Raw genomic sequence first — 15742 nt, 5'->3', positions numbered from 1 at the left:
CGGGGAGCGCGGTAGCAGTTCTGGCAAGATCGTGAGCCGCAGGGCTATCGATGGCCACCCGGCTACGGTCTCCGCCGAGATCTACACACAAGGCAGGCGTTTATGGGTATCGCGATTCCATTTCCGGAGACGCTGCCACGGGGTTACGAGTGGCTCGATGATGAGCCGGTGTTCAATCCCGACCGGCATCTGCAGCTTGAAACGCCAGCCGAAGTCCTCATGTTGGCTGACCTCGGCTATGACGATGCCGAGATCGCCACGAAGGCCACGCCGGTGGCGCTGTCGTCGCCGTTCCGGATGCTGAGCGACGAGGGCGCAGCGATCATGCTGGACACGGCCCGGCGCCTGCGGTGTTTCACCCGTCCGGCAGGGGAGCGGATCGAGCGGACGGTGCGCGGCGGCTGTTACCGCTCACGCTGGTTGCGCGACATGTGTCTCAGCCCGGAGGTGACGGCGCATCTCGAAGCGATCTACGGCATCGAGATTGCCCCGCACCCGATGCCGGTGCATCTTGGCCACCTCAACTACGAGCCGTCACAGATCGACAGTCCCATCGACAAGTGGCATCACGACACGCTGCCCCTCGACTACGTGCTTGTAGTAACCGACCCAGCCGAGGTAGCCGGCGGCCGCTTCGAGTGGTTCCGGGGCACCAAGCACGAGGCTGCCGAGCTTGCCGATGCCGGTGAGCGAGTCCCGCTTGACCGCACTGTCGCTCCCGACTTCCCAGGACCTGGATACGCCGTCGCGCTGCACGGTGACATGGTGGTCCACCGGGCCGGACCCCTCGATGAGATGTGCGAGCGGATCTCCATGGTGAACGGCTACGTGGCGACCGACGTCGCAGTCGACGAGCAGAGTCGCACGTCCGACCTCATCGACATCGACGACCACGAGGTGCTCTGGACCGAGTGGGCCAAGTTCGCTGCGTGGCGGACCCAGGGGCGCTTGGCTCGCCTCGTTGAGGAGATGGAGTTCACCTCCGACCCTGACGTCGTCATTGACGAGTTGGAGAACGCGATCGGCGACGCACAGCGCGCTGTCGCCGAGATGCGCGCCCGCGAGCGCGGTCTCCAGCACTACGGCGACTGATCACACCACAACTCGGACGCGTCAGCCGGGCTGCCGTTTGGGTCATCCCGCCGAGGCCATGTCCTGACGGTGGCGCGCAGCGAACGGCGGATTTGCGATGCTGGCCCGATGCAGACACAGATGCTTATCGGAGGCAGCTGGCTGGCTGGAGACGCAGCAAGCCGGATTGACGTGCTCGACCCTGCCACGGGCGACGTCGCGGCGAGCGTCGCAGCCGGGACGCCAGCAGACGCAGCAGCTGCGTGTGACGCAGCAGCCGCTGCGCAGCCGGGCTGGGCCGCCGAGCCGCCGCGTGTCCGCTCGGAGATCCTTCGGGACTCCCACCGCATCCTCATCGAGCACACCGACGAGCTGGCCGATCTGATCACGCTGGAGAACGGCAAGCCCCGCGCCGATGCAGTGGGCGAGGTGGCCTACGCAGCGGAGTTCTTCCGCTGGAACGCGGAGGAAGCCGTGCGCATCCACGGCTCGATCAGCATCGCCCCTTCGGGTGCCAACCGGATCATCACCCGGCACCCACCCGTCGGCGTTGTGGCGATGATCACGCCGTGGAATTTCCCCGCAGCGATGATCACCCGCAAGCTGGCCCCTGCGCTGGCTGCCGGCAACACCGTGGTCATCAAGCCGCCCCGTGAAGCCCCGCTGACGTCGCTGCGGGTTGCTGAGCTGCTGGGCGAGGCCGGAGTGCCGCCTGGCGTGGTCAACCTGGTGCCGACGTCGAACTCTGGCGCCTGGCTCGACGCTGTAGTGGACCACCGTGCGGTCCGGATGCTCTCGTTCACCGGCTCCACCGAGGTTGGCCGGGTGTTGCTGAAGCGCTGTGCCGACCGGGTGCTCAAAGTGGTGATGGAACTCGGCGGCAACGCGCCGTTTGTCGTGTTCGCCGACGCCGACCTCGAAGCTGCCACCTTCGGCGCCATGGTCGCGAAGATGCGTCATTCAGCCGAGACATGCACCGCTGCGAACCGCTTCTTCGTGGAAGCACCCGTGCACGACGAGTTCGTCGAGCGACTGGCGACAGCCATGGGCGATGTGAAGGTTGGCAACGGCCGTGACCCCGGTGTCGGCTGCGGGCCGATGATCAATGCCGCGTCAGTGGAGAACATCGATCGGCTCGTGCGCGCGGCGATCGACGGGGGAGCCCAAGCCGTTACCGGCGGCCGCGCCATCGACGGCCCGGGCTTTTTCTACGAGCCGACCGTGCTCGGCGGCGTCGACCCGGCGGCGCCCATCACCCGAGAAGAGATCTTCGGCCCCGTTGCCCCGATCTCCAGCTTCACCGACACCGACGCCATGATCGCCGCCGCCAATGACACCGAGATGGGCCTCATCGGCTACGTCTACACCCAAGACCTGGCCAAGGGTTTGGCAGTCAGCGAGCGCATTGAGGCCGGCATGATCGGCCTGAACCGCGGCGCCGTGTCCGACCCCGCAGCACCCTTCGGCGGCATGAAACAGTCAGGCCTCGGCCGCGAAGGTGCCAGCGAAGGTATCTACGAGTTTTGCGAAACCCAGTACATCGCCGCCCAGTGGTAGCCGCGGCGAACCGCGCCCCAGTCTCGGCGGGGGCGATCAGTCCAGGAAGCTGGGGTCGCGCTCGACCATCTTGTCGTAGATGGGCTGGTAGCTGAACCAGCCGCCTAGGGGGCTGCCGACCTGCGCGGCGGTGTGCTTGGCGGACTCGTGGCGGATCGGGATCGGCGTGCCAGCGGCTTCGGCCAGCAGCTGGCTCTGGCAGGTGCGCTCCATGGTGATGAACCACCACGCGGCCTCGTCGACGGTGCTGCCGACGGTGAGCAGACCGTGGTTTTGGAGGATCACGGCCTTGCAGATGCCGAGCGCCTGTCCGATGCGCTTGCCCTCTGAAGTGTCGAGCACGACGCCGGTGAAGTCGTCGAACAGGGCGTGGTCCTCGTAGAACGCGCACGCGTCCTGGGTGAGCGGGTCAAGCAGTCGACCCAGGCTGGACCACGTCTTGCCGTAGAGCGAATGAGTGTGCGCTGCTGCGATCACGTCGGGCCGGGCCTTGTGCACTTCGCTGTGAATGGCGAACGCTGCCTGGTTCAGCGGATAGCGCCCCTCGACAATGTTGCCGTCGTGGTCCACAAGCAGCAGATCCGACACCTTGATCTGGCCGAAGCCCACACCGAACGGATTCACCCAGAAGTGGTCGGTGAGCTCAGGATCGCGTGCGGTGACATGACCGGCCACGCCCTCTTCGAATCCGAACAGCGCGAACGCCCGGTACACCGACGCCAGGCGCTCCTTGCGGTGCTGCCGCTCGGCCTCGACCGTGTCGAACGTCGGTGCCAGCGGAATCGGTATCTCCGTGAAGGGGTTGGCGGCGGTGTCGGAAGTTGTCGTTGTCACAGGGGCAATCGTAGAGCGCGCAGTCCCCGGCGACCGCAGGACCGGGCCACCTACAGTCATCCCGATGAGCAGCGCCGACGGTGCCCGAAGCAGTGACTCGACGGTCCAGTGCCTCGACGGGGTCCGTGTTGTCGAAATGACCACGGGCATCGCCGGGCCGTACGCAGCGCGCTTTCTCGCCGATCAGGGCGCTGCGGTGGTGAAGGTGGAACCGCTGAGCGGGGATCCCTACCGCAGCGACCCGGGCTTCCAAGCCGTGAGCCGCAACAAGCGCTCGGTGGTGCCCGACGGCGTCGAATGGGAGCGCGCCCCGCTGCCCGCCGGCGTCGACGGTCCGGCGGCATCACTGCCCGGCATCCTGCGGCCTACGGCTGCATCGCTCGCCACACCGATGCTCAGCGAGCTGCTCAAGGGTGCCGATGTGGTCTTTGTGCCCGACGGGCCGACCGCGGCGGCCGTTCGGGAGGTGGCGCCGAGCACCGTGATCGTTTCGTGCCCTACCTGGGGCGATGTCGGGCCGTATGCAACTCGTGCGGGCACTCCGTCACAGGTTGCCGCAGTGACGGGCATCGGCTGGAACCAGATCAGTTACTCCGAAGGACCCGTCGAGCTCGTGGTGCCGCTTGCGTCATACGGGGCCGGAATGTTGGGCGCGATGGCCGCGGCAGCGGGGCTGTATGCCCGGCAGGAGCGCGGGGCAGCGCCCACCTACACCGTGTCGGAAGTGTCCGGCTCGGGCGCCATGCAGATCGGCGACTTCGAGATGCCAGAGATGGCCGGCCTCGACCGCGACGGCTCGTGCCCGCTCGGCTCGGCTGGTCGGCTGCCGGTGTACCGGCTGTTCCGGGCAGCCGATGACCGGTGGATGTTCGTGGCCTGCGGCACGCTGCCCTTCTACGTGGCGATGCTGCGAGCCATCGGGCGGGAGGACCTGCTGGAAGACGAACGCTTCCCGAACCCGCCCTGGGGCCTGCTCGACCTCGAGCCGCTGGCGGAGATCACACCGATCCTTGAGGCGGCCTTTTCGGCCCGTCCCCTCGCCGAGTGGCTGGAAATCCTCGGGGCTCACGATGTGCCGTGCCAGCCGACCCAGACCCGCGAGGAGTTCATGGCTTCGCCGCTGGCCGCAGTCAATGGGCTCGTGACCACCGTCTCCCATCCCGACCTCGGCACAGTGCGCACCCCGCCACAGCCGATGTGGATCGACGGGTGCGACACCGTTGAACTCAAACCGGCTCCCCGGCTCGGCGCCCACACCGACGAGTTGAGAGCCGAGATTGAAGCTGGCGCGTGGTCCACTCAAGCGGGCCCCGACCCGTCGGCACCGGGCGCAGCGCCCTTGGCGGGCCTGAAGGCTGTCGACCTCAGCTCGTTCATCGCGGGACCGGTCATCACTCGTCACCTGGCAATGCTCGGCGCCGAGGTCACCAAGATCGAGCAGCCCGGCGGCGACCCATTCCGCGTCCTCGGCCCGTACTTCAACGGCTGGAACCAGTCCAAGCGCTCGGTCTGTCTCAACCTCAAGGACGCCGCCGACCACTCGGTCATGGCGCAGCTTGTCGCCGCCACCGACGTGATCGTCGAGAACTTTCGCCCCGGTGTGGCCGAACGGCTTGGATGCTCCGACGCGGAGCTGCGCCGCATCCGTCCCGATGCCGTCTTGGTCAAGAGCCCCGGCTACGGCCGAGACGAGTCGATGGCGGAGGTTCCGGCGTTCGACCCGCTGCTGCAGGCGCTCGGCGGGATCATGTCAGCCCAAGGCGGCGACGACGAACCGGTGTTCCTGACCGTGCCTGTGCACGATGCCGCAACGCCCATGATCGCCACGTTCGGGGTCCTGTGCTCGCTCTACCGGCGGCTGGCCGACGGCGAGGGCCGGACCGTGCGCACGTCGCTCACCCAGACCGTCACCGCGGCGCAGGCAACCGAATTCGTGTCCTACGACGGGCGACCGGAATCCGAGATGGGCGGCCTCGACTACCGCGGCGCCGGCCCCGACTGCACCTACCTGGAGCTGTCGACCCCCGACGGACTCCTGTGGGTGTGGCATGAGACGACGCCCGAGGGCACCAGCGATCTGCCCGCCGAACGGCGAGGATTCGTCGGGTCCGAGGTCGCGCTCTCCAACGGCCACGTGGTCGATCTCGGTGAGACCGAATGGGGCCCGATGACCCAGGTCGGCTCGTTGATCGGCGGCATTGACGTGCCGCTGCGCCGAGCCCCGTACCTCGACGAGCATCGGAATGAGATCCAGGTCGAACTCGGGGCCAGACAAACCGGGAGCACAAATCCGGCACCAGTCGACTGACGGCACCCATTTCGGCGCGACCACCGGAACCTGCGTCGCTACGGTGACGCCATGAGCACCGCCCGGCTCGAGTCCGAAGACCTGCCGATGCTGCGCGGGACGGTGACCTACACCGCCGACCTGCCCGTTCCCGAAGGCTGCCTGCATGCAGCGTTCGTGCGCTCGACGGTGGCTCACGGCGAGCTGCGGAGCGTGGACCTGCGAGAGGCACAGCAGGCGCCAGGGGTAGCTGCGGTATTCGATGCCCCAGCCTTGGGACTCGCGCCGCTCGACTACTACCGCGCCACGACGATGGGCGGGACGATGGCCCGGCCGCTGCTCGCTGACGGGCGGGTGCGATTCGCCGGCGAGCCGGTTGCCGTCGTGCTGGCTGTGTCACCGGCCGCAGCACTCGATGCGGCTGAGTTGGTCGCCGTCGACATCGACCAACTGCCGGCGGTCATCGACGCCGAGCAGGCAGCTGCCGACGAGGTCCTGCTCTACCCGGATGCGGGCACCAACGTGGTGCGCCCGCTGGATCCGCCAGATGGCGGCGGCTTCGTGTCCGAGCCGACCCGCTTCGACGTCTCGACCGTTCTCGCTGGTGTGCCCGGCGACGACCCTTGCGCTGACGCTGCGGCGGTCGTAGAACTCGTGTGCGAGAACGATCGGCTCAGCTCAGTGCCGATCGAGCCGTGTGCGATCGTGGCGACGCCGTTCGAACTCATCCGCGGCACGCCGCTCGCTGACGGCGCGTCGCCGGACTGCGAGCTCGACATCTGGAGCACCGGCCAGGGAGTGCACAGCGCTCCGTACCTGTACCGCCGCCTGCTGGGTGTGCCCACGACCGCCGTTCGAGTACGTGAGCCCTGGGTCGGTGGCGGTTTCGGCGGCCGCGGCGACCCGATGCCCGAATTCTTCGTGGTTGCCCGTGCCGCGCAGTTGCTGGGCCGCCCCGTGCGCTGGGTGCAGAGCCGCCAGGAGCAGTTCGTCTCGATGCCGTACGGGCGCGGTCAGCGTCACCGCATCCGCATGGGCTTCGATGCCGAAGGCCGCATCTCGGGCATCGACGTGGTGATGTGGTGCGACGCCGGGGCCTATCCGCACATGGCCCCCATGCTGGCCGGGGCGAGCTACCGCCAGAGCACCGGCATGTACCGGGTGCCCCGGCTGCGCTACCGCTACGGCGCTGCGGTCACCAATGCGCCGCCGGTAGGGGCGTACCGCGGCGCCGGCCAGCCGGAGGTGAACGCCGCCCTCGAACGGGCTATCGACGCTGGCGCTCGCAAGCTGGGCCTCGACCCCGTAGAAGTGCGTCGCCTCAACCTGATCGGTGCCGGCGAGCTGCCGTTCGACACCGGCACCGGCGTCACCATCGACAGCGGCGACCCGCACCGAGCCCTCGAGACTGCGCAGGAGCTCATCGACGCACCTCGCTGGCAGGCACTCGCCGCCGAACGCCGGACCGCCGCCGGTCGCACGGCGCTCATTGGCGTCGGCTACGGCTGCTACAGCCAGACGGCCGGCAGCGGCGACGATCCCGATTACGCCTCGCTGGAGCTGGGTGCCGACGGCAGCGTGCTCGTCACATGCGGCAGCCACGGTCACGGCCAAGGCCATCACAGCCTGTGGGCGCAGATCACGAGCGCCAGGGTCGGGATCGCCGAAGGCGCGGTGCGGGTGAACGACGCCGACTCGGCGACGTCCACGTTCGGCGGTGTCACCGGCGGTTCCCGCACTGCGTCGGTGTTGGGCAGCCAAATCGCCGCCGCCGCTACTGAGCTGCGGGCCCGCATCTGCGAAGTGGCAGGCGAGCTGCTGGAAGCAAGCCCCCACGACATCGAGGTCACGCCCGACGGCGCTCATGTCGCTGGGGTGCCGTCCCGGCTGACGACCTGGGCCGATATTGCAGCGGCGGCACCCGGGGGCATCAGCGCCACTGTCGATGAGCAGCGCGGCGGTCCGACCCATCCCTATGGCACCCACGCCGCAGCAGTGGAAGTCGATGCCGAGACCGGCCGTGTCACGCTGCTGGCGTTCGCAGCGGTCGATGACTGCGGCCGCATGCTGCACGAAGCCTCGGTGGAAGGCCAGCAGCACGGGGGAGCCGTCGCGGGCATCTCCCAAGCGCTCATGGAAGCGGCCCAATGGGACGCGGACGGCACGCCACGCACCACCACGCTGATGGACTACCTCATCCCGGCCGCCGCAGACGTGCCACCTATCGACACGGCCCGGCTCGGCATACCGACCGACCGAAACGAGCTGGGCACCCGCGGCATCGGTGAGAACGGCGCCATCGCCGCTCCGCCGGCAGTGCAGAACGCGGTCATCGACGCACTTGCCCACCTGGGGGTGACCCACGTCGACATTCCGGTCACGCCCCAGCGCGTCTGGGAGGCGGTCCGAGCCGCCGAGGCTGCCGTCAGCTGACCGACTCTGGCCCGACGCAGCGCGCCCCGGTGGCACCCGCGCCCGCATGCTGGATACTTGAGTTCTCGCGCACCAAAGGGGAGGCACCCATGGTCGAGCCGGATTTCTTGCACTTCGACACACTCGCTTTGCACGCCGGTCAGCGCCCTGACCCCACCACCGGCGCGCGCGCAGTGCCGATTTACCAAACGACCTCGTTCAGCTTTACCGACACCGATCAGGCCGCCAGCCTGTTCAACCTCGAGATCCCCGGCCACATCTACAGCCGCATATCCAACCCCACTGTGGCGGTGCTCGAAGAGCGGATCGCAGCCCTCGAAGGGGGAGTCGGCGCTGTCTGCACGGCCAGCGGCATGGCGGCGTTCCACCTTGCGTGCGCCACCATCGCCTCCGCGGGTGACCACATCGTGGCAAGCCGCAACATATACGGCGGCACGCACAACATCCTGAGCCTGACACTGCCCCGCTTCGGCATCACCACGACCTTCGTAGATCCCCGCGACCTCGACGCGTGGCGTGCCGCCATTCAGCCCAACACCAAGGTGCTGTTCGCTGAAACGCTGGGCAATCCCAACATCGAGGTGCTCGACGTCTCTGCTGTGGCCGCGGTGGCTCATGAGGCTGACCTGCCGCTGATGCTCGACGCCACATTTACCACGCCGCACCTGATGCGGCCGATCGAACTGGGCGCCGACATCGTGATGCACAGTGCCACCAAGTTCCTCGGCGGGCACGGCATCGCGATCGGCGGTGTGTTGGTCGACGGCGGGCGCTTCGATTGGGCCGCTTCGGGCAAGTTCCCGACCCTCAGCGAGCCGTACGCCGGCTACCACGGAATCGCGTTCGCCGACGAGTACGGACCCCAAGCACTCTCCATGCGGGCCCGGGCCGAAGGCTTGCGCGACTTCGGTGCGGCCATGAGCCCCGCCACGGCGTTCTATTTACTGCAGGGCATAGAGACGCTGCCGATCCGGATGGACCGGCACGTCGCCAACACAGAGCTAGTCGTCGAATTTTTGGTGTCCCACGATGCCGTCAGCTGGGTGAGCCATCCCTCGGTGCCGACACATCCCGACCACGAGCTCGCAAAGCGCCTGCTGCCCAAGGGGGCAGGAGCGATCCTGAGCTTCGGCATCGAAGGCGGGCGCGAGGCCGGACGTCGGTTCATTGAGGCAGTGCGACTGGCGTCACACCTCGCCAACGTCGGCGACGCCAAGACGCTCGTGATCCATCCCGCAAGCACCACGCACCAGCAGATGAGCGCCGAAGATCTCGCCGCTGCCGGAGTCGGCGAAGACTTGGTGCGGCTGTCGGTAGGACTCGAACACCCCGGCGACATCATCTCGGACCTGTCCCGCGCCCTGCGCGCCTCGCAGAAGGGCTGAGCCGGTGGCAGTTACTGAATCGTTCTCGCTCGAAGTGGGATCTCACTCGGTTGGCGTTGCGACCGGGGGAGTTGTACCCAGCGCTGCGTTAGCGGCCGACGCGCCGGTGGTGATGCTCGTGCACGGCGCAGGCATGAATCGCACCGTGTGGCAGCTGCAGACGCGGTGGCTCGCACATCATGGCTTCACGCCCCTGGCCGTCGACCTGCCCGGCCACGGTCTCAGCGACGGCGAGCCGCTGAGCTCGGTTTCGGAGATGGCTGCCTGGCTCGGTGAGGCGATCACCGCCGTGTCCGAACGGCTCGAATGCGAGCAGGTGCGGCTGGTGGGTCATTCGATGGGCTCGCTGATCTGCACCGAAGTGGCTGCTGCCGACCACGACCGGGTTGCCCGGCTCGTCCTGTTGGGAACCGCCGCCGCGATGCCAGTCCATCCAGCGCTGCTCGGCGCCGCCGAGCGCAATGAGCTGCTCGCGCCCGAGCTGATGACGTCGTGGGGGCATGGCAGCCGAGCGCACATCGCGACGAATCCCACGCCGGGGCTGTGGATGCTGGGCGGCGGAATCGCCCTGCTCGAACGAGCCGACAACGGCGTCATCCACGCCGACCTATCAGCATGCGCTGCCTACGGCGCCGGTGATGTGGCGGCAAGGGTGCGGTGTCCGGTGACGGTCATCGTGGGCAGCGAGGACAAGATGACCCCGCCACGGGCCGCCGGTCCGCTCATTGCCGACTTTGACAACGCCGACGTCGTCCACCTCGCTGGCGCCGGCCACATGATGATGAATGAGGATCCGGCCGCGGTGCGAACGGCGCTCGCGGCCGCCCTGGCATAGAACTCCCGCAAACCCTGGGCTCGACGTCGGCTGTGCTCCTGTGCGCGCTCCGCGCGCGGCTGCCATCATGTGGCGGCGGCATCCTGAATCGAGAAGCCGCGAGAGGAGCCAGACATGGCAGTCGAGCGATTTCCCGTGGAGGCCTCGCACATCCTGATGTTTGCGCGGGCCATCGGCGACACGAACCCGATCTACAGCGACGCTGAGTATGCGGCCGGCACCGAGGTCGGCTCGATCATCGCGCCGCCGACGTTCGCGCAGTCCAGCGCCCAATTCGACGCGGACTACTTCCTGCGTCCGAAGCCGGACAAGAAGTGGTTCGGCAGCGGCCGCACCGCGTCGGGCACGTTGGTACGCGATCTTTCCGAAGCTGATGGCACCGAAGCCGCCGACGAGCGCGAGGGTGACAAACAATCGGGTTCCGCAGCGGGCGGCCTGCACGCCGAGCAGCACTTCACCTATCACCGGCACCTCAAGCCCGGCGACGTGCTCCACACGGTCACCTACGAAGGCGAGAAGTGGGAGAAGCAGTCCAGGCGGGCAGGCATTCTCAAGTTCTCCGAGGCAGTGACCGAGTACCGCGACGAAGACGACGAGCTGGTCATCACGGCCAAGGGCGTCGGCGTCGTGACCGAGAAGGTCATCGACGACTAGGTCGGAGATAACCCGAAGAGCACAGATCGACGACTGGCGCATTGCCGCCAGTCACACATGAATCGCAGAAAGGCACGCAGACATGGCACTCAGTGCATCGCAGCTCAGCGTCGGAGACAGCTATTCCGAGGAGATCGTCGACGATCTCACCCGCACCCAGATCGTGCAGTACGCAGGGGCGTCGGGCGACTACAACCCCGTTCACACCGATGAGAAGTTCGTCACCGAGGTGGCGGGCTACCCGACGGTGTTCGCACACGGGATGCTCACCATGGGAATGACTGGCCGCATGGTCACGAACTTCGTGGGTGACGGGCGCCTTACCTACTACGGCGTTCGGTTCACCAACCAGGTGTGGCCCGGGGACACCCTCACCGCGACGGCCGAGGTCGCGGACATCCGTGATGAGGACGGCCAGAAGCTGGCCGATCTCACCATCACGACGACGAACCAGGACGACCGAGCAGTCCTGACTGGTCAGGCCACCGCCCGCCTCGACGACTGACCAAATCCGGCGCGGGCAGATCGTGTCTGCGACCTCATTGTGCTACAATGTAGAACATGGCTGAGGTTGGCATCAGGGAGCTCAAGCAGAATGCGTCGGAGGTCGTATCACGCGCAGCCGCCGGTGAGGAGATCACGGTAACGAATCGAGGCCGACCGGTAGCGAAGCTCACCCCAATCCGCAGGTCGCGTCTAGAAGAATTGATTGCGTCTGGCGAAGCAACACCTGCGCAAGGCAACCTCGCCGACCTTCCGCCGCCAACTCCGGGCCCGAACCTCTCGGCTGCAATCATCGCAATGCGGGCCGAAGAGCGCTACTGAGTCTGAGCATCGTTGGTGGCGAACTATTGCGACAGCTCAGCACTGGTCAAACTTGTCGTCCGCGAGGCCGAGTCGGCGGCGCTCACAGATTGGCTCAGCCACGAGCAGGAGCCTCCAGTCTCGTCTGACCTCGCGCGTCTTGAGGTCATGAGAGCTGTACGTCGCTACGCGCCCGAATTCACGGGTCGCGCCCAGCACCTGCTCGGCTCGGTGACATTCGTCCGTGTGACGCAGGCGAGATTGGAGCGCGCAGCCATCCTCGATCCACCGGAGCTGCGCAGTCTTGAGGCGTTGCATCTTGCGACTGCGGTCGATCTCGGAGACGACCTCCATGGATTCGTCACGTACGACGAGAGGCTTGCCCGCGCTGCGCAAGACGCGGGCATTCCGACATTTTCTCCGCGTTAGTTGTTGGCGCCTCGTCTTGCATCCGCTCGTCTCCAACCGGTCCCGCTAGCCCGAGGCGTGCCCGGCGTTGTGCTAGCCCTTGGCCCGCCCTGCGCTGTGCTAGCTCTTCGCCCTCTGGGCGAAGCCGAACAGCTTTCCGGCCACTTTGCGGATCTGGATCTCTTCTGAGCCCTCGGTGATCCGGTATCGGCGGTGGTGCCGGTAGATGTGCTCGAACGGCATGTGGCGGCCGTAGCCGTTCCCGCCGCAGCTCTGCATGGCTCGGTCAGCTGCGTCGCAGCAGAACCGGTTGCCGCGGTAGTTGCACATGGCCACCTTGTCGGTGATCTCCATATGGTCGACGCCCTCGTCCATCTCCCAGGCGGTCTTCCAAATGAGCGCCCGGATCATCTCGGCCTCGGTGTAGAGCTCGGCCAGCGGGAACTGGATGGCCTGGTTCTGCGCCAGCGGCTTGCCGAACGTGGTGCGGTTCTTCACGTAATCCACGGCCACGTCGATGCAGTGCAAGCCGGCACCCACCGACGAGGCCGCCTGGCGGATCCGGTTCTCGTGCACGAACAGCTGCGCCGTCTGCAGGCCGCGGCCCTCGTCGCCCAGAATGTCGTCGTTGTGCACTCGCACGTCAGTGAGCCGGACGTGGGCGTGGTCGGTCGGCATGTTGAACGTCCACATGAACTCCTCCACCTTGAAACCGGGGGAGTCCGTGGGGACGATGAAGCAGGTGATGCCGTGGCCCTCGCCAGGGTTCCCCGAGGTGCGGGCGAAGATGTAGTCGTGGGTGGCATGGTGCAGCCCGGTGTTCCAGTACTTCTCGCCGTTGATGACCCACTCGTCGCCGTCGCGCACCGCAGTGGTCTCCATCCAGGTGGCATCCGAGCCGTGCAGCGGCTCCGTCAGGCCGAAGCCGATGCGGGCCTGGCCCTCGAGCATCTGGGGAATCCAATGTTCTTGCTGGGCGAGTGAGCCGTAGCGCTCCATCATCAGCACGGTCGGGAAGTTGCCGATGATCGAGCTCTCGTTCTGCAAGTCGTTGTGCAGCCCGAGGCCGCGCCGCGCCAGGTGCTCGCGCACGATCGCCATGCCCAGGTTCGTCCCATCGCTGCCGCCGAAGCGCTTGGGCAGGTGCCAGCGCAAGAAGCCCGCCTTGTCGGCCTCCTTGCGCATGCGGCCCAACAGCGCTTCCCATTCTGCGTTGGGCAGTCCGTCGCGCTCCCAGTCGGTGCGTGAGTCTTCGCGGCGGTGGTCGAAGTAGCGGATGTTGTCGTCTTCGTTCTCGATGGGCTTGATGACGTCGGTGATGAACGTGTCCAAGCCGTCGAGGAGCTGCGCGATGTCGGCGGGGATCGTGAATTCCATGCGCGGCAAACTACTGGCCCACCCATAGCCCCCGCCGGGCCGCTAGGCAGACGACTCACCGGCGATGGACGCGTTGCATCGATGGCTGCGCTCTCCATGGGCTCCGGCTGTCCCGCACAAGACGATGCGAGTGATGGTGCGCCTTCAGCGCATACCATCGGCTGTGGACGAACGCCTTCAAGCGGTCGTGGAGGCGCCTACCTATCTTGCGACCCGCGATCCAGATTCGATCCGACGACGGGAATTCGCAATGAATACCGCCTTTGACAAGATCATGAGCGGCCTCTGCGATGCGAAGTCGTATCTGGATGGAGAGCGCAGCGGTTTCGTGGTTCACGAGATCGAGATACCCGAGCCGGACGTCCGAGAGATTCGGGAGCGCACAGGACTCTCTCAGGTGGCTTTCGCCCGAAGCATCGGCGTAGCTCCGGGAACCGTTCGAAACTGGGAGCAGGGACGTCGGCGTCCCCATGGACCGGCCCGAGTCTTGCTTGCGTTGCTCAATGAAGAGCCTGCCGCGGTGCAGAACATGTTGATTCTTGGCTCCAAGCGGACGTCTTGAGCCTCAGTTGTCTGACTGGTCCGCGTTCATGTTCGTAATCGTCCCTGTCATCGTCGTACTCGTCGTACTGGTCGCGGCGCTGCTTTTCGTTCTTGTTGCGAACATGTCTGGGACCTGGTCCTGAATCTGCCCGGGATACTGATGTGGGGCTTTTTGGCGACGAGATTCGCTTCTTGGACTGAACGCCGGAAGTTGTCTCACGAGGCCCGCTAGACCGAGCTACTCGCGCAGGCGGATCGGCGGCTCCGAACGTGACGTTTGAGGGTCGGCGTTTTCCATACGTCGTGCTTCGAGCCCTGCGAGCCTTTGCCACAGGCGATCATCGACCTGCCCGCGACCCCATGTGGCAAGCCACCGGTCGCCCATCGCCGCCGCCGGGCCGTGTGCGAGGATGACCACTGGGGGTGAGCGCAATGTCGATACCAACTTCGATGTCGGTGCTGGTGTGGTCGGACTATCTGTGACCGTGGTGCCATCTGGCCCGGGCCCGGGCGGTCCAACTGGCTGAGCGTCACGACCTCGAAATCACCTGGCTTGCCTACGAAATCCATCCCGAGGTGCCGGCGGAGGGCGTCGAGGTCCGTTCAGGATTCGATCGGGTGGCGGCACTCGCCGAAGCCGAGGGCATCCGCTTCGTATCTCCCAAGCGCCTGCGGAACAGTGCCAAGGCGCACCAGGCGGCGCTGGCAGTCGAGCACGCAGACCCCGACGCTGCCGAGCGCTACCACGACCGGCTCTATGCCGCCTACTGGGAGGACGAACTCGACGTCACCGATCCCGAGGTGCTTGTCGAGCTCGCGTCCGATGTGGCCATCGACCCCGACCTGCTGCGGCGCGTCGTGACCAACGACGAGCTGCTGCCGGCTCTGCGTGCCTCGATGGCCCGGGCGAATGAGTGGGGGATCAGCGCGACGCCCAGCTGGCTGTTCGATGGGCGGCTTGTCATTCCAGGAGCGCAGGACGACGAATTCATGGCCGACGTCATCGGGCGCCTGCGCGAGCGGCCTGCCCCTGGCACGAGCTGAGGTCGCCTCGCGGGTTTCCGCGGCTACCGAGGCCCCGCTTCGTCAGCCGTCGGAACCGGTGCCCGTCGTGGGCGGCGGGAGTACCGGCAAACCGTGGGATTTCCAGCCGGCCATGCCCCCGTCGAGGTCCGTGGCGTTGCCGAACCCCAGGTCCTGCAGGCGAGCGGCGGCGAGGCTGGAGCTGTAACCCTCATTGCACACGATGACCAAGCGGTCGTCGAAGTCGGCTGCTGTGCCCTCGGCGAAACCTGATGCGCCGTCGATGCGCCACTCGAGCACCAAGGGGTCGATGGGCTCGGAGCCCTCGATGATGCCGTTGGCCTCGCGCTGATCCCGCGATCGGATGTCAATGACGCGCAGCTGGCCGGTGCCGACGGAAGCCCCAGCCTCCAGCAGCACGGCAAGCTCAGCGGGCGAGACCCGGTCCAGCCCGGCGCGCGCCTCCGCCAGCAGGTCGTGGATTGTCTTGCGCTGTGGTTCAGGCACAATTCAACGCTCCCAACGCTCCCA

General features: G+C 66.8%; 15 protein-coding genes. 12 read left to right on the top strand and 3 right to left on the bottom strand.

Going from position 1 to position 15742, the window contains the following annotated elements:
- The first annotated feature begins 102 nt into the window (after nt 1–102).
- The gene (locus ACOOHB_RS06880; protein ID WP_420444058.1) at nt 103–1092 is read left to right on the top strand and encodes a hypothetical protein; all 990 of its coding nucleotides are present in this window, start codon (nt 103–105) and stop codon (nt 1090–1092) included.
- Nucleotides 1093–1212: 120 nt separating this feature from the next.
- Nucleotides 1213–2628: an NAD-dependent succinate-semialdehyde dehydrogenase gene (locus tag ACOOHB_RS06875; protein ID WP_420444057.1), complete on the top strand. Its 1416-nt coding sequence runs from the start codon at nt 1213–1215 to the stop codon at nt 2626–2628.
- 36 nt (nt 2629–2664) lie between these two features.
- Here the strand turns inward: ACOOHB_RS06875 and ACOOHB_RS06870 are convergent, their stop codons facing one another.
- Complete coding sequence (locus ACOOHB_RS06870) at nt 2665–3462, bottom strand: class II aldolase/adducin family protein (protein WP_420444056.1); 798 nt, start codon at nt 3460–3462, stop codon at nt 2665–2667.
- 64 nt (nt 3463–3526) lie between these two features.
- On the opposite strand from ACOOHB_RS06870, the gene ACOOHB_RS06865 reads away from it, so the two are divergent.
- From ACOOHB_RS06865 to ACOOHB_RS06830, 8 genes are all read left to right on the top strand, one after another.
- Nucleotides 3527–5770: a CoA transferase gene (locus ACOOHB_RS06865; protein ID WP_420444055.1), complete on the top strand. Its 2244-nt coding sequence runs from the start codon at nt 3527–3529 to the stop codon at nt 5768–5770.
- 51 nt (nt 5771–5821) lie between these two features.
- Nucleotides 5822–8182 carry a xanthine dehydrogenase family protein molybdopterin-binding subunit gene (locus ACOOHB_RS06860; RefSeq protein ID WP_420444054.1) on the top strand — a complete coding sequence of 787 codons (2361 nt, stop codon included), beginning with the start codon at nt 5822–5824 and terminating at the stop codon, nt 8180–8182.
- Between the two features lie 89 nt (nt 8183–8271).
- Entirely contained in the window at nt 8272–9567 is a 1296-nt protein-coding gene (locus ACOOHB_RS06855; protein ID WP_420444053.1) for an O-acetylhomoserine aminocarboxypropyltransferase, read from the top strand.
- A 4-nt stretch (nt 9568–9571) separates the two neighbouring features.
- Nucleotides 9572–10402: an alpha/beta fold hydrolase gene (locus tag ACOOHB_RS06850; protein ID WP_420444052.1), complete on the top strand. Its 831-nt coding sequence runs from the start codon at nt 9572–9574 to the stop codon at nt 10400–10402.
- A 114-nt stretch (nt 10403–10516) separates the two neighbouring features.
- A complete protein-coding gene (locus ACOOHB_RS06845; RefSeq protein ID WP_420444051.1) occupies nt 10517–11056 on the top strand; it encodes an FAS1-like dehydratase domain-containing protein in 540 nt (179 codons plus the stop codon).
- A gap of 82 nt (nt 11057–11138) precedes the next feature.
- Nucleotides 11139–11561, top strand: a complete 423-nt coding sequence (locus ACOOHB_RS06840; RefSeq protein WP_420444050.1) for a MaoC/PaaZ C-terminal domain-containing protein — start codon at nt 11139–11141, stop codon at nt 11559–11561.
- A gap of 56 nt (nt 11562–11617) precedes the next feature.
- Nucleotides 11618–11881, top strand: a complete 264-nt coding sequence (locus ACOOHB_RS06835) for a type II toxin-antitoxin system Phd/YefM family antitoxin (protein WP_420444049.1) — start codon at nt 11618–11620, stop codon at nt 11879–11881.
- 15 nt (nt 11882–11896) lie between these two features.
- Nucleotides 11897–12289, top strand: a complete 393-nt coding sequence (locus ACOOHB_RS06830; RefSeq protein ID WP_420444048.1) for a type II toxin-antitoxin system VapC family toxin — start codon at nt 11897–11899, stop codon at nt 12287–12289.
- A 99-nt stretch (nt 12290–12388) separates the two neighbouring features.
- Here the strand turns inward: ACOOHB_RS06830 and ACOOHB_RS06825 are convergent, their stop codons facing one another.
- Nucleotides 12389–13645, bottom strand: a complete 1257-nt coding sequence (locus tag ACOOHB_RS06825; protein ID WP_420444047.1) for an acyl-CoA dehydrogenase family protein — start codon at nt 13643–13645, stop codon at nt 12389–12391.
- A 250-nt stretch (nt 13646–13895) separates the two neighbouring features.
- Here ACOOHB_RS06825 and ACOOHB_RS06820 point away from each other — a divergent pair, with 250 nt between their 5' ends.
- Both ACOOHB_RS06820 and ACOOHB_RS06815 read left to right on the top strand, forming a co-directional pair.
- Complete coding sequence (locus ACOOHB_RS06820) at nt 13896–14207, top strand: helix-turn-helix domain-containing protein (RefSeq protein WP_420444046.1); 312 nt, start codon at nt 13896–13898, stop codon at nt 14205–14207.
- A gap of 476 nt (nt 14208–14683) precedes the next feature.
- Nucleotides 14684–15232, top strand: a complete 549-nt coding sequence (locus ACOOHB_RS06815) for a DsbA family oxidoreductase (protein ID WP_420444676.1) — start codon at nt 14684–14686, stop codon at nt 15230–15232.
- A 42-nt stretch (nt 15233–15274) separates the two neighbouring features.
- On the opposite strand, the gene ACOOHB_RS06810 is transcribed toward ACOOHB_RS06815, so the two are convergent.
- Nucleotides 15275–15718 (bottom strand): rhodanese-like domain-containing protein, encoded by a 444-nt coding sequence (locus tag ACOOHB_RS06810; protein ID WP_420444045.1) that lies wholly within the window; start codon nt 15716–15718, stop codon nt 15275–15277.
- Nucleotides 15719–15742 lie beyond the last annotated feature (24 nt).

It is taken from the genome of Candidatus Poriferisodalis sp. (assembly GCF_965215815.1).
In the GTDB taxonomy this organism is placed as follows: Bacteria; Actinomycetota; Acidimicrobiia; order Acidimicrobiales; family Poriferisodalaceae; genus Poriferisodalis.
This window is presented reverse-complemented; position numbering and strand designations above follow the sequence as displayed.